The sequence below is a fragment of the Humiphilus diazotrophicus genome (genome assembly GCF_059726315.1).
The window spans coordinates 5,262,163-5,275,645 of the sequence record NZ_AP040870.1; the positions used below are offsets into that span (position 1 = coordinate 5,262,163).

Annotated in this window: 11 protein-coding genes and 1 tRNA gene; all 12 read left to right on the forward strand. The window is 50.5% G+C overall.

The annotated features are described in order from the left end of the window. Positions 1-14: 14 nt before the first annotated feature. Positions 15-1,106 carry a GDP-mannose 4,6-dehydratase gene (locus AC6I7T_RS21770; RefSeq protein WP_497789764.1) on the forward strand — a complete coding sequence of 364 codons (1,092 nt, stop codon included), beginning with the start codon at positions 15-17 and terminating at the stop codon, positions 1,104-1,106. Continuing rightward, entirely contained in the window at positions 1,103-2,401 is a 1,299-nt protein-coding gene (locus AC6I7T_RS21775) for a TIGR04295 family B12-binding domain-containing radical SAM protein (RefSeq protein ID WP_497789766.1), read from the forward strand. Before AC6I7T_RS21770 ends, AC6I7T_RS21775 begins: the two co-directional genes overlap by 4 nt. Next, positions 2,398-3,501 (forward strand): glycosyltransferase family 4 protein, encoded by a 1,104-nt coding sequence (locus AC6I7T_RS21780; protein ID WP_497789768.1) that lies wholly within the window; start codon positions 2,398-2,400, stop codon positions 3,499-3,501. The genes AC6I7T_RS21775 and AC6I7T_RS21780 overlap by 4 nt, the downstream gene beginning before the upstream one ends. After that, positions 3,501-4,610, forward strand: coding sequence for a CgeB family protein (locus AC6I7T_RS21785; protein ID WP_497789769.1), 1,110 nt, complete (start codon positions 3,501-3,503; stop codon positions 4,608-4,610). The genes AC6I7T_RS21780 and AC6I7T_RS21785 overlap by 1 nt, the downstream gene beginning before the upstream one ends. Further along, on the forward strand, positions 4,607-5,716 hold the full coding sequence (locus AC6I7T_RS21790; RefSeq protein WP_497789771.1) for a CgeB family protein: 1,110 nt from the start codon (positions 4,607-4,609) through the stop codon (positions 5,714-5,716). Before AC6I7T_RS21785 ends, AC6I7T_RS21790 begins: the two co-directional genes overlap by 4 nt. Further along, entirely contained in the window at positions 5,713-6,819 is a 1,107-nt protein-coding gene (locus tag AC6I7T_RS21795) for a CgeB family protein (protein WP_497789773.1), read from the forward strand. Before AC6I7T_RS21790 ends, AC6I7T_RS21795 begins: the two co-directional genes overlap by 4 nt. Before the next feature lie 99 nt (positions 6,820-6,918). Continuing rightward, on the forward strand, positions 6,919-7,827 hold the full coding sequence (gene mobB, locus AC6I7T_RS21800; RefSeq protein WP_497789774.1) for a molybdopterin-guanine dinucleotide biosynthesis protein B: 909 nt from the start codon (positions 6,919-6,921) through the stop codon (positions 7,825-7,827). A gap of 304 nt (positions 7,828-8,131) precedes the next feature. Continuing rightward, positions 8,132-9,787, forward strand: coding sequence for an alpha-L-arabinofuranosidase C-terminal domain-containing protein (locus tag AC6I7T_RS21805; protein ID WP_497789775.1), 1,656 nt, complete (start codon positions 8,132-8,134; stop codon positions 9,785-9,787). Further along, positions 9,784-10,839 (forward strand): arabinan endo-1,5-alpha-L-arabinosidase, encoded by a 1,056-nt coding sequence (locus AC6I7T_RS21810; RefSeq protein WP_497789776.1) that lies wholly within the window; start codon positions 9,784-9,786, stop codon positions 10,837-10,839. Before AC6I7T_RS21805 ends, AC6I7T_RS21810 begins: the two co-directional genes overlap by 4 nt. Before the next feature lie 141 nt (positions 10,840-10,980). Beyond that, positions 10,981-12,096, forward strand: coding sequence for a LacI family DNA-binding transcriptional regulator (locus AC6I7T_RS21815; protein ID WP_497789778.1), 1,116 nt, complete (start codon positions 10,981-10,983; stop codon positions 12,094-12,096). A gap of 157 nt (positions 12,097-12,253) precedes the next feature. Then, on the forward strand, positions 12,254-12,541 hold the full coding sequence (locus AC6I7T_RS21820) for a hypothetical protein (protein WP_497789779.1): 288 nt from the start codon (positions 12,254-12,256) through the stop codon (positions 12,539-12,541). 347 nt (positions 12,542-12,888) lie between these two features. After that, positions 12,889-12,980 (forward strand) — tRNA-Ser (locus AC6I7T_RS21825). Positions 12,981-13,483 lie beyond the last annotated feature (503 nt).

The following is a 13,483-nucleotide window of genomic DNA, read 5'->3' on the forward strand; positions in this document are numbered from 1 at the left end:
GGAGATTTGGAATCATGAAGAAGAGTACAGGCCGAAATGTGCTGATTACCGGAGGTGCAGGTTTTATTGGGTCAAATCTTGCGGCCCACCTGTTGAAGGATCCTTCGGTCAAGGTGCATATCTTCGACAATCTTTCTCGTTGGGGTGTCGAGCGAAATTTGAGATGGCTATCGGCCCTTACGAATTCTTCCCGCCTTACCATTACCCGAGGCGACGTGCGCGACCGTGAAGCATTACGGCGAGCGGCGAGCGATGCCACCGACATCTATCATTTCGCTGCGCAGGTTGCAGTTACCACTTCTCTTGAAGACCCCGTATCCGATTGCGAAGTAAATCTGCGAGGGACTCTGAACATGTTGGAGGCAGCGCGTGCTTCTTCACTGCGACCGTTCATCTTGTTTACCTCGACCAACAAGGTCTACGGAGCATTGCCCGATCTTCAGCTATCCAGGCAATCCACACGCTACTGGTTCCGCGATCCCAATATGGCAGGGATAAAAGAAGATTGTCCCCTGGATTTTCATTCCCCTTATGGTTGTTCTAAAGGTGCTGCAGATCAGTATGTACACGATTATGCGCGTATCTACAATTTGCCTACCGTAGTTTTTCGGATGTCCTGCATTGCCGGTCCGCGTCAGTTCGGAAACGAGGACCAGGGGTGGGTTGCTCACTTCCTTTATTCCGCCCTTCAGCATCGGCCGATTACGATCTATGGCGATGGCCGTCAGGTACGAGATGTTCTTCACGTGCAGGATCTGGTTGAAGCGATGTGTGCGGTACGAGCGAATCAGGGCGTCACGGCGGGGCAAGTCTATAACGTCGGTGGCGGTACAAGGCGGGCAGCATCTGTTCTCGAAATTCTCAAGCGCATACAAGAACTTCGTGGAGAGACGCCCCACTGCGATTTTGCGCAGGTGCGTCCCGGAGATCAACTGCTCTACATAACAGACCACAGTAAGTTATCCAAGCACACAGGGTGGATGCCTAAAAGAAGTCTCGACATGATTCTCGACGACATTACTGCCTTCTGGGAAAAGAATCTGCGTATGCAGGAAGTCCCCAGAGGTACAGATGCCCAGCCTGTGGGAGTGGAGCGCGTTGCATGAAATTTGCTCTGGTGAATCCGGTATGGACATTTGAGGGATCTACCTACTTCGGTTGCAGAGATCCGCATTTTCCTCTCGAACTGCTTCATGCGAGAGAGGAACTTCGCAGGCATGGTCACGATGTATTGCTCATCGATGCTTTTATGGAAGACTCCAGTATTGCGGATGTGCGCAGGAGAGTCTCGTCTTTCCATCCGGATTGGCTTGTTGTTCCCTCTGCACCTTCTTATCTCTTCTGGCGTTGTCCCCAACCTGAGTTGAGGGTTCCACGGGAGTGGATTCAAGAACTCTCGGCTGTGAGCGGCAAGACTGTGCTCATCGGACCTCATGGTTCGGCAACGCCTCTGGCAGCGCTGCGAAAGACGGGTTGCGATATTCTTCTTCAGGGAGAACACGATCAAACATTGCCCATGCTTGCGGATACGCCCTGGCAGAGCATTCCCGGCTGCTGCTGGCAGGATGAGTCTGGAGTTCATCTCGGCCATGGTTTGGGCGTGGCGGAGATGCATAAGCTATCAACGATAGATTTTTCCGACTACCCCGTTGAACGTCATACCCATAAGCATCACGTATTCCAAGAGACCTCGGGCTTGGGTGCTGAACTGGAGTTTGCGCGAGGCTGTCCATGGTCCTGCACCTTCTGCAATAAGACACTCTTCCGGAATAAATTCCGGGAGCGCGAAGTGGACGTTGTTCTTGCCGAACTGGATCACCTTATCAGCCGGGGCGTTGGATATGTCTATTTCATCGATGAGATCTTTGGTGTCGGGAAGAATGTTCGCCGCCTGCTTGAAGAGATTGCTAAACGTCCTATAGCCATTGGCTTTCAGACCCGGATCGATCTGTGGGAGGAAGAATCTCTCGAGCTGTTGGCTCGTGCCCACTGTATTTCGATGGAATGCGGTATCGAGTCGATTAGTGAGGAAGGGCGCGAGTCTCTGAATAAAAACTGCAGATTGACCACTGAGCGAATTACCGAACTCCTTCTTTATGCCCGAAAACAGATTCCCTGGGTACAGGCGAATCTGATTCGTACTCCCTCCGATGATATGACTCAGACTCATGCGTGGCAGGAGACTTTACGGCGGCATGGTGTTTGGGTCAGTGAACCGGTACCGATGTTCCCGTTCCCGGGAAGCCCTTTGTATTTGCAGACGTTCGGTGAAGCTCCCGATGAAATGGCGTGGGAGCGTGCTCATCGGTATTACCTGAGCCTGTTTGGTCGCGAAGGTTATAGCGACATTCAGGACCAGCAACCAGCCGAGCTTAAGGATCTCGAATGCACGTGCTCATGACCGCAGATACCGTAGGTGGTGTCTGGACCTATGCCTGCGATTTGGTCGGGGGATATCTGAGGAGAGGCGTGGATGTTTGTCTTGTGGCCTTAGGCCGAAGGTTCTTGGAGCCTCAATGGAACGACATCTGCCGCCTTAGCGGTATCGGTCCAGGAAAGCTTGAATGTATCTCTACCGATTACAAGCTTGAATGGATGGAAGACTGCGCCTACGACCTAAAGCAATCTGCAGAGTTCCTGTTCCGCCTTATCGAGGATAGGCAGCCGGACCTCCTGCATTTCAACCAGTTTTGTTATGGGGCACTCCCTGTCGAGATTCCCAAGATTGTTGTTGCTCATAGTGACGTGTTCAGCTGGTGGCGGGCTGTCTATGATACCGATCCACACGATTCGGATTGGATCAGCTTCTATCGGATGACAGTACAAAACGGACTTCAAGGTGCCGACGCGGTCATAGCCCCTACGAGTTGGATGGCTTCGCAAATTCGGGAGATTTATGGCGACCTTGCTCCGCTTCATGTGATTCCTAATGGGAGCAATCGTGCCGATTGGGATCTTGAAAAGGGGAAGCAATTACGAGTGGTAACGGTAGGGCGGCTGTGGGATGCCGGAAAGCAAGTGCGCATTCTCGAAGATGTGCGCACGAGCATGCCGATTTATGTTGCCGGGGATATTGCTCCTCCATCTGGAAGAGACGCGGCAGATCCCGAAGCATCTTTCCATGGGGTGCACTATCTGGGTTCTTTGGCGAGAGAAGATGTCCGTAATCTACTGGCAACAAGTGCCATTTATGTCGTTACCTCTCGGTATGAACCCTTTGGTCTGGCTCCCGTTGAAGCTGCGTTTTGCGGGTGTGCAGTAGTTGCCAATGACCTTTCTTCGTTACGGGAGATATGGGGTGACTCCATTTTTTATTTCGAGCGAAATAATCCAGAGTCTTTAACTGCATTGCTCAATTGGCTTGCTTCAAACCTGGTAGAGATTTCCCGCGCGGCTAAGCGTGTTCGGGAATTTGCACGGTTACATCTGGATAGCGAACAGATGGTTGACAGCTATCTTCGTCTATATGGAGAGTTCGTTCGGGAAGGATTGTGCCAATAATGTCCTTGCGGATCGCAGCCTTTTTTCATTCTCTTCGTTCCGATTGGAATAATGGCAACGCGCATTTCCTTCGTGGTCTCATGAGAAACCTTGTGGCTATGGGGCACCAGGTGCGTTGCTATGAGCCTGAAGAGGGATGGTCATATCGGAATCTGATTGGTATAGAAGGCGAAACAGGGGAAACGGCACGCGACAGATTCTATAGCACATACCCCGATCTGGATATTTGCACGTATCGCCTTGAAACAGGTTTCGAAGAGTTTTTGTTGAAGGAACTGAAGGATACGGACATTATCCTTGTTCACGAATGGAATGAACCCGAGATAGTCAATGCTATTCTCGCTACGAGAGATCGTTATCGAAGCAAGGCTATTTTTCACGATACTCATCATCGTGCTTCTTCGACGCCAGAGACATTGCAACGACTACAGATACAGCGTTTTGACGGAGTGCTGGCCTTTGGCGAGTCGCTTCGGCAGATTTATCTTCGGCGTTGGGGGCTAACAAAGGTGTGGACCTTCCACGAAGCTGCAGATATATCGGTCTTTTGTCCCCTCTCGCTAGAGAAGAAAGTGGATGTGGTTTGGGTAGGCAATTGGGGAGATGATGAGAGAACGAAAGAACTGAATGAGTTTCTCATCCAGCCTGCAAAGGAATTTCCGGAAAATCATTTTGTTGTGTACGGGGTGCGTTACCCTGACGCGGGTTTACGGGCACTGTCCGATGCGGGAATCGAATTTCGGGGATATCTGCCGAACCTCTCCGCTCCGTGTAGCTATGCCGAATCTCTCCTGACGTTGCATGTGCTTCGCAAGGAGTATGCAAGCACCTTAGTAGGCATTCCAACGATACGTGTTTTCGAAGCTCTTGCCTGTGGTATTCCACTGATCAGCGCCCCGTGGATTGATTCGGAGGGACTCTTCCGTCCCGAAGATTTTCGGATGGTCAGGAGCGGAGAGGAAATGCGGAGTGCCATCCGAGAATTGTTAGCTGATGAAAAGGCGCGCAAGCAGCAGGCTGCAAGCGGATTGGAGACGGTGACACGACGGCACAGTTGTGGACATCGTGCGGAACAATTTACTCAAATTTGCGAGGAGCTATTACAGTGAAATTTCTGGTTTTCGGTTCAAGCATCCTCTCTTCTTATTGGAATGGTGCAGCTACATATTACCGGGGTATCTATAAAGAACTCGCCAAGCTTGGGCACGAAATTGTATTTGCTGAGCCGGACTGCTATGGACGGCAGCAGCATTTGGATGCTTCACGATATTCATACGTAGAGTCGGTGGTCTATCGACCAGGCGAATATCGAGAGGTATTGAAGCAATATGGCAATCAGGCTGATGCAGTTGTCAAACATAGCGGGTTGGGCGCCGACGATTGTGCTCTGGAAGAAGAGGTCCTTTCTGTAAGAGAGCATGGAGCCCTGGCAATCTTTTGGGATGTCGATGCACCTGCGACGCTGGCACGCCTGGAACAAGATAGCAACGATCCTTTTCGCCAGCAGATTCCACTTTACGATGCTGTGTTGACATACGGAGGCGGAGCACCGGTGATCGAGCATTACAGGCGCTTTGGTGCCAGGAGTTGCCACCCTGTCTACAATGCACTCGATCCAGATACGCATTTCCCGGTAGATACCGATCAAGATTATCGATGTGACCTTCTCTTTGTAGGAAATCGGCTGCCGGATCGTGAACGGCGCGTCGAGCAGATGTTTATAGAAGTTGCGGAGAGAATGTCCGACAAGAACTTTATCCTGGGTGGGGAAGGCTGGGGAGGCAAGAATATGCCTTCGAACATCCGCTGGATCGGGCATGTACCAACAGGCATGCACAATGTGCTGAATTGCTCCGCTCAAATGGTTTTGAACATCAATCGGGATTCGATGGCAGCGGTTGGATTCTCTCCACCGACGCGTGTTTTTGAAGCAGCAGGCAGCGGAGCTTGTCTTATCTGCGATAACTGGCCCGGACTTGAGAAGTTCTTTGAACCGGAGAAAGAAATCCTGGTTGCGCGGTCTGCCGACGATATCGTGCGATATCTGCAAACATACGGTGCGGGGCAAGCAGTCTCCGTAGGCACCAGATCTCGACGTCGTGCCTTAAGGGATCACACCTACAGGCAACGAGCCATAAATGTCGACACAGTTTTACGAAGTTTACGTGCAGATAGGACCGTAGTTTCTATATCGGATGCAGGAGCCGTAGCATGAAGCTTCTCTTTCTCGGTTTGACTATTACTTCATCTTGGGGGAATGGACACGCAACAACCTTCCGCTCTTTGTGTAGGGCGTTAGCTGAACGCGGTCACGAGATTGCGTTCCTGGAGAAAGACGTAGAGTGGTACAGAAATAATCGAGATCTTCCTGCTCCTCACTACTGCAGGTTAAAACTGTATCGTGAATGGAAGGAAGCGAAGAGCTGGCTCAAAAAGGAAGTGAAAGAGAGCGACGCGGTTATTCTTGGCTCCTATTTCCCTGACGGAATTGAAGCCGCCTCCCTTCTTCTCGATCGTGATGACTTGCCTGTCTTCTTTTACGATATCGATACTCCTATTACGCTTGCAGCATTGCGTAAGACAGGCAATAGCGGTTATATCACTTCGGAGCTTCTTCCTGGCTTCGACGCCTATCTGACCTTCACCGGGGGCCCAACTCTGGATGAATTAGTGACGGAGTTCGGTGTGCAACGCGCATATCCTCTCTATTGCTCTGTCGACCCTCGCGCTCATTCGTTGAAAGCGCCTAAGGCTGCTTATGCTTGCGACCTCAGCTATCTTGGGACCTATTCTGAGGATCGTCAACCAAAACTCGAGACCCTGCTGATTGATCCTGCCAGGAATATGTCGCAGAGACGATTCCTGATTGCGGGTGCGCAGTATCCGGCAGACTTAGCATTGCCGGAGAACGTGCGGCATTTGGAACATGTTGCTCCGGCGGAGCATTCGTACTTCTATTCTTCCTCTCGCTTTACATTGAATCTGACTCGTCTCGCTATGGTTCAGGCTGGTTACTCTCCTTCGGTGCGATTATTCGAGGCCGCTGCCTGTGGCTCAGCAATTCTCTCCGATACGTGGCTTGGGATAGAGGAGTTTTTCTGTCCAGGTTCAGAGATTCTGCTTCCTAAGAATGGCGATGAGATCCGGGATATCCTCAGCGGGCTTTCGGAACAAGAACGGCAGAGGATAGGTAAGGCGGCTCAGGCCAGAATTCTTGAAGAACATACACATCAGCATCGTGCCAAGGAATTCGAGCAGATTGTTGAGAAAGTTGCGAATGATTCCGATGCTGTAATCCCTTCGCGCACCTGTGCCTGACAAGTTTTAGTGCCAGGGGTATTTCCAGAGAGATTAATTCATGCGTGGACATTTTCCGTCCTGAAGATGCCTTTTATTATTAGACTCAGGACGCTTGATATGTTCGGAACGCCGGTATTAGCAGTATGCGGTTATTCGGGTTCAGGAAAGACTACCTTACTGGAATCAGTTGTCAGTACCCTTGTCCAGCGAGGACTTGCGGTCGCAGTAGTCAAACATGACGCACATGGATTTTCAGTAGATCGCGAGGGTAAGGACTCTGACCGGTTCTTTCGAGCGGGGGCCGCTGTAGCTCTACGTGGAAGTGAAGAACAGTTTTTGCGCAGGGGTAAGAATACTCTACTCAGCCTTGAGGATGTGATTGCCGGTTTTGCTCTGGATCATGATCTGATTCTCGTCGAGGGACACAAGAACACACCGTTGCCCAAAGTCTGGATGGCGAGTCGAGGGGAATTGTCGCCACCAGAATCCATAACAGAGGTTAAAGCGTGTCTGTCCTGGGATAGCGATCGAATTTCTGCGTTTTTGAGTTTCCTGGAAAGCTGGATGCAGGAGACTTGGATGCGCCGCCCAATGTATATCGGGGTCGAGAAGAACCCGTTTTCAATGCATAAGTGGGAGGAGGTTTTCCCGCCTTTCAATCTTCCGACATACGGCCTTGGGGTCTCCTGTGAACAGCGGCCAATGACTCTAATCCCCTTAGCTCCTGATCTCTCTGGCCCCATGGCAGGAATATTGACGGCGCATCGTTGGGCTCCCTATGCCACTTGGCTGGTTACCTCTGGTGAACTGTGCGCTCGGGAGGTGGAACAACTTTCAGGCCTGAGGAGGTCCGGGGTTTGGTCGATTCTTCCTGCGCAATCTGCGACGGGTGAAGAAGGTAAATGGCAAATCTATGAGCCGCAGGCCCTTGAATTCCTTGCAAGAGCATGGCAAACCTCAGAAACAAAAGATTTCGATAGCTCCGTTTTGCGGAGACACCCCAAAACAATTCTCTGTGGATGTTGAATTTCAGTAGCGCCAATTGTTGAGGGGAAGAGGCTTGTCCCGAGGCAGTCTCTTCTCTCTGTGTTTTCCCCGGCACAAATTTCATGTCTAGAGGAAAAGTCTTCATTTGAGAAAACGTTATCTAGTAAAATGACGACTTTGCGGAATTTAATTGACATTTCCTTTATAAATTGCGTAAAACGTCGGAAATCATTGAGGGAATGTTTTCTCTCCATCTGAAAGAGAGAACTTCTTCAGCGATAAACAGATTGATCTGGGAACCGTGAAGACGTCGGCAAGAGACGTTTTCGGAAACGGGGGATAGATGGAAAGACGCAGTTTCCTCAAGGGAACTGCCCTGGCAGGTGCCGGCTTGGTGTTATCCAGCCGGAAGATGTGGGCAGCTTCAGCTGATTCAAGAATTGAGATCCTTCTAGACGAGCCGATCGGGACGATTGCTCCGGAGATCTATGGACAGTTCACCGAACATCTCGGTGGCGTGATCTATGACGGAATATGGGTGGGCGAAAAGTCTTCAATTCCCAATATCGGTGGTATTCGTAAAGCGATTGTTGAACAGCTTCGGAAGATCCACATCCCTGTTGTTCGCTGGCCGGGAGGCTGCTTTGCCGACAGTTACGATTGGCGAGATGGCATCGGAGCGCGCAGTAAACGTCCGCGACGTACAAATTTCTGGGTAGATGATTCTGACTCTCGCCGTATCAAGGGGAAGAATCCCGTTCAACTGTACGAGGACAATGCCTTCGGCACGGATGAGTTCATTCGCTTCTGCAAACTTTCCAATGCCCAACCATATCTAGCCGCCAATCTTCGCAGCTTGACTCCTCTTGATTTCGATCACTGGGTGGAATACTGCAACTCGCCTGCGGGGAGTACGACGCTCGCCGAGCAGCGTGCCGCAAACGGCTCTCCTGAGCCCTACAATGTTCGCTACTGGGGTGTAGGGAATGAAAGTTGGGGTTGCGGCGGCAACTTTACGCCTGAAGAATATGCGACGGAATTTCGCCGTTTTGCCACTTGGGTTCCAAGCTATGGAGTCGATCTTGCTTTTATCGGTTCCGGACCGAATGATTTCGATGTCGATTGGAGTCGCCGGTTCTTTGAAAATCTAACCGGCAATCGATCCTTCTTCCCGCGCAATATGTTTGGCTGGAGCATTCACTACTACACATGGAATCTGAGTAGAGGAAAGACCCGGGATTGGGTGGAAGGTAAAGGAGAGGCCCTTAATTTCGAGGCTGTCGATTGGTATGAACTGCTGCGTGAAGGCAGCCAGATGGAGAAGATTGTTCAGGATCAGTGGACTGCCCTCGGTGAGTACGACAAGCAGCATCGGGTGAAATTAGTTGTCGATGAATATGGTCCCTGGTACCGACCTGGTACTCAGGTTGATCCGACCCATCAACTCGGTCAACAGATAACGCTTCGCGATGCTATTCACACGGCGATGACCCTGGATATCTTCAATCGTCATGCGGATAAAGTTGGAATGGCGGCCTGTGCGCAGTTAGTAAATTGTCTGAATGCGCTCTTCCTGACGCATGAGGACAAGTTTGCCCTCACTCCGAACTTCCATGTCTTCGATATGTATTCCGCTCATCAAGGGGCTCAGTCGGTACGTGCTGACTTCCTTGCTCCGAAGGTTCATTACTTACGCGACGGGAAGGATTCCGATATTTGGGGGTTGCGTGGTTCTGCTTCAAGAAGAGATAAGTCGGTGATCTTGACCGTCGTAAATCCAAGCCTTGATCAGCCACGGGAAACTCAGATCAATTTGCGTTCGGGAAGTGTCTCCAGCGCCAAGGCTACCGTGCTGACGAACAGTGATCCTCATGCGCACAGTACTTTGGAGAATCCAGATGTGGTGCTTCCCAGGGAGGCGGCCGTGCAGATAAATGGAGGTCTATTGAACTTTACCTTCCCACCTGCTTCGGTCACCAAACTGGAGATCTCTCTATGAAAAGAGAGCTGTTAAGAAAAATCGGTTTAGCAAGTCTTACAGTTGCTTTTTGCTCAGGAGCCTGCCTGATTTCACAGGCCCAGGCTCCTGAGGTGTATACCTTGTCGGGCGAATATGAGGGAACGCATGATCCCTCGATAGCAAAAGACGGCAATACCTACTATGTCTTTGCTACGGGAAAGACGAAGTTGGGCGGGCAGTTCACGATTCGCTGTTCGCCGGACCTGAAGCAATGGAAGATTTGCGGCCAGGTCTTCGATCAGATTCCAGCCTGGATCAGGAAAGAGAGCCCTGGAACGGAAGAGCTTTGGGCTCCGGATATTAGCTATTACAAAGGGCAATACCGTCTCTACTATGCCTATTCTCTCTTTGGCAAAAATACTTCTGGAATAGCTCTGGCGACGAATAAGACCCTCGATCCCAGGAGTCCGGATTACAAGTGGGAGGATCAAGGTCTGGTTTTGCGTTCCGTTGAAGCCGATACTTTCAACGCTATCGATCCAAATTTTATCGTCGATAAGGAAGGGCGTACTTGGTTAGCGTTTGGCAGTTTCTGGAGCGGGATCAAGATGCGCGAGCTCGATCCGACGACAGGCAAGCTCTCCGCCTCAAATTCGCAGCTTTATTCACTGGCAAGCAGGACAAAACCTACTGTGGCAGAACCGGCGAAGCCCGGTCTTCCTCCGGATTGGCAGGCAGTGGAGGCGCCGTTCCTTGTTTACCATGATGGCTATTACTATCTCTTTGTCTCTTGGGATCTTTGCTGTCGTGGTGTAAAAAGCAACTATCACGTTGTCGTGGGGAGATCTTCCTCGGTAACCGGACCGTATTTGGATAAATCCGGGAGGGCGTTGGCCGAAGGCGGAGGCTCGGAAGTAATGGTGGCAAACAAGAGATGGCTAGGTCCGGGCGGACAATCTGTTCTGATGCAGCCCAACGGCCCGGCTATCATGGTCTTCCATGCTTATGGTGCGACAGATGGAAAACCTGCACTACAAGTTTCAACAATTGCCTGGGAGGGTGGCTGGCCGAAGATAGCTATGGAGCAGTAGAGAATATTATGGAAGAGCCCGGTAGATGCGGCTTGCATAGCGGTCGGAGCTCTTCCGATTCAAGATTTCAGGAGTCTGGGGTACGTGTGACTTGTATGTCGGCTCCCACCTCGGAAGAAGAAAGATAGTGGTTCCTTAATCATGCCTAAGACACCTTCAGCAGATCACGGGAAAAAGCGTATTGATATACGCGATGTGGCCAAGCACGCCGGAGTATCTATCTCGACCGTCTCAAGAACTATCAACCATATTCCGAGCGTCGATAAAGGATTGGCCAAGAAGGTCTGGCGTTCCATCAAGGAGCTAAACTACTATCCCAACACGCACGCTCGTTCTCTCGTCTCCGGTCGTAGCCATATCTTTGGGCTTCTTGTTCCAGAGATTACAAACCCATTCTTTCCGGAACTGATTCAAGGCTTCGAAAATGTAGCTCTCGACAGTGGATACGAAATTCTGATCAGTTCCACCAACCACGATCCTTTGCGGATGGAACGCTCAATCCGCAGGCTTTTGGAACGGAAGGTAGATGGCGTGGCTGTGATGACCTTCGGTGTGGAGGCTCCTCTGCGGGGCCAACTGGAGGAATTGTCTCTACAGAATATTCCTCTCGTCTTTGTCGACGAAGCTCCTCCTGGGACCCGCATGGTCGGGTTAAAGATTGACTACGAGTCTGGCTTCCGGCAGGGCGTACAACATTTAGCCATTCTTGGGCATCGGAACATTGCTTTCATTTGTGGTCCCCAAGAGCAGCTTTCAAGCCGCTTGAGGAAAAATGCCTTCGTCCGGGGTATGGCTGAAATTGGTTGCCCAGAAGATAGTCTTATTTTCTTTAGTGGAGATCACACAGTAGAAGGTGGCGTTACCGCAGCGGCGCAGTTACTGGAGAGCGATCAGCCGATATCCGCTGTGATGTGTTCGAACGATTTGATGGCGATCGGAGTTCTTCGTGCTCTAGCGCAAGCCGGAGTGGATGTACCAAAAGACCTCTCCGTAATTGGCTTCGACAATATCCACCTTACGGAGTACGTATCTCCACCGCTCACCAGCATTCAGCTCTCGCGTGAAGATCTTTGCCGTGCGGCTTTTGAAGCTTTGAAGGATCAATCCGGACGCAAGGCGAACGCTCCTTTCGTACAGCCCGCTCCGATTCTAACAACTCTCAATGTCCGTCAGTCAACAGGAGTTCCGAAGGGGGCTTATGGACATTCAGAGGAAAAAACAGCGAAAACATTGAGGAAAAAGCTTCGTACCTCTTGAAACATAGTTGTAACAATTCCAGTATTTCCCTGTGGATCACAATTTATAGTGCGCCATAGGGTAACTTGAGTGATATCCTCAAGCTTCACTGGTTGATTGGTAGGTTTGATTTATCAGCCAGGTGTGTGTAAAAGAGTGCTGGAGTTGTTTGCATCTCATGGAATTGATCTGGTATTTGCTGGTGATACTGGCAATGGGCGCTTTGTGCTCGCTTGCAATGATTCTGATATCAGACCATCTTCAACATAGAGAGATGTACGTGTCCTCCGTTCGCAAGCAGGACATCTTTCAGTACCAACTGGACAGAATTACTGCACAGCAAAATTTAGCTTCTGAGAAACAGCCTCCTGCAAGAAGTACTCTGGATGGGCGTCCTGCGCACCGGGAAGTCTCTTCTGCTAAGGCTGAGCCGGTTGCTCAAGGATCAAAGACAAGAGCGCGTTAGTAGGGGCTTGGTCCTCCCCATCTTCTTTCCCTAGTAATAACAAGGTGTTCATGTACCAACCAGATCTAGAAGCTTCCTAAATCCGGTTAGAAAATTCCTATTTTCCTGTTTCCAAGAATCCTCCCATTCAGAATCATGATTCGGATTGGTCTGTCTCTTTTCCGATATGCCATATCCATTTGGACCAAGATCATTTTGGAATCGGAATGGGTCTTGGCAAGCGGAGTGTTCCCAACCAGGAACGGAATGAAACGCTTTCCTCGGAATGACTGCCGGGAATGGTACAATAAAACAAGTTTGGCCCGCTAGGCGCAACTCATTGAGAACATGTGAGTTGGAACTAATGCGGAGAGGTGGCAGAGCCCGGTTGAATGCACCTGACTCGAAATCAGACATAGTCGCAAGGCTATCGGGGGTTCGAATCCCCCCCTCTCCGCCAGTCATTCCCACCTGAACTTCAGCATTTCTCTCAATCCTTTTTGTTTTCCGCGGCAAATAATTTTTTTGGGTTTGGTGCTTTTTCCTCCTGAATCGCGCTTTATGTATTAGGGGAATATTGCCCAGTGTTGAAGTGAGAGGATTTTGTCATCATCTCACGGCGATTTGCTACGCATGCTTAGCAGGAAGCTGGTAAGTTGGTTTCCACTTCCGGGGCCACTCCTCCAGCGTTTTCTGTTTAGTGGTGTAGATCGTAGTAGCTGTAGTTAGCAAGATCAGTTAGTGGAGAGTCGGGGGAAAGATCAAGAGAGATATTTCAACTTTCAATTACTGAATGTACTTACCGTTTGTACGGACTACAGCAAGGATCTCTGCTTCAAGCTCTGCCTGGGTAGTGGCTGTGTAATTTCGGATGCGGCGCTGTTTCTTGTTGAAGACTAACGGAGGGGGGACCTGTCTTTATGTCTGTCCTTCATCTGCAAACCGGGCTTCGGTGAGTAGTTA

Bases quoted from the DNA above. Each gene is read 5' to 3' on its own strand.
- mobB (WP_497789774.1), top strand. From the start codon at position 6,919: ATGTTCGGAACGCCGGTATTAGCAGTATGCGGTTATTCGGGTTCAGGA.
- AC6I7T_RS21820 (WP_497789779.1), top strand. From the start codon at position 12,254: ATGGAATTGATCTGGTATTTGCTGGTGATACTGGCAATGGGCGCTTTG.
- AC6I7T_RS21775 (WP_497789766.1), top strand. From the start codon at position 1,103: ATGAAATTTGCTCTGGTGAATCCGGTATGGACATTTGAGGGATCTACC.
- AC6I7T_RS21780 (WP_497789768.1), top strand. From the start codon at position 2,398: ATGACCGCAGATACCGTAGGTGGTGTCTGGACCTATGCCTGCGATTTG.
- AC6I7T_RS21810 (WP_497789776.1), top strand. From the start codon at position 9,784: ATGAAAAGAGAGCTGTTAAGAAAAATCGGTTTAGCAAGTCTTACAGTT.
- AC6I7T_RS21785 (WP_497789769.1), top strand. From the start codon at position 3,501: ATGTCCTTGCGGATCGCAGCCTTTTTTCATTCTCTTCGTTCCGATTGG.
- AC6I7T_RS21770 (WP_497789764.1), top strand. From the start codon at position 15: ATGAAGAAGAGTACAGGCCGAAATGTGCTGATTACCGGAGGTGCAGGT.
- AC6I7T_RS21815 (WP_497789778.1), top strand. From the start codon at position 10,981: ATGCCTAAGACACCTTCAGCAGATCACGGGAAAAAGCGTATTGATATA.
- AC6I7T_RS21795 (WP_497789773.1), top strand. From the start codon at position 5,713: ATGAAGCTTCTCTTTCTCGGTTTGACTATTACTTCATCTTGGGGGAAT.
- AC6I7T_RS21805 (WP_497789775.1), top strand. From the start codon at position 8,132: ATGGAAAGACGCAGTTTCCTCAAGGGAACTGCCCTGGCAGGTGCCGGC.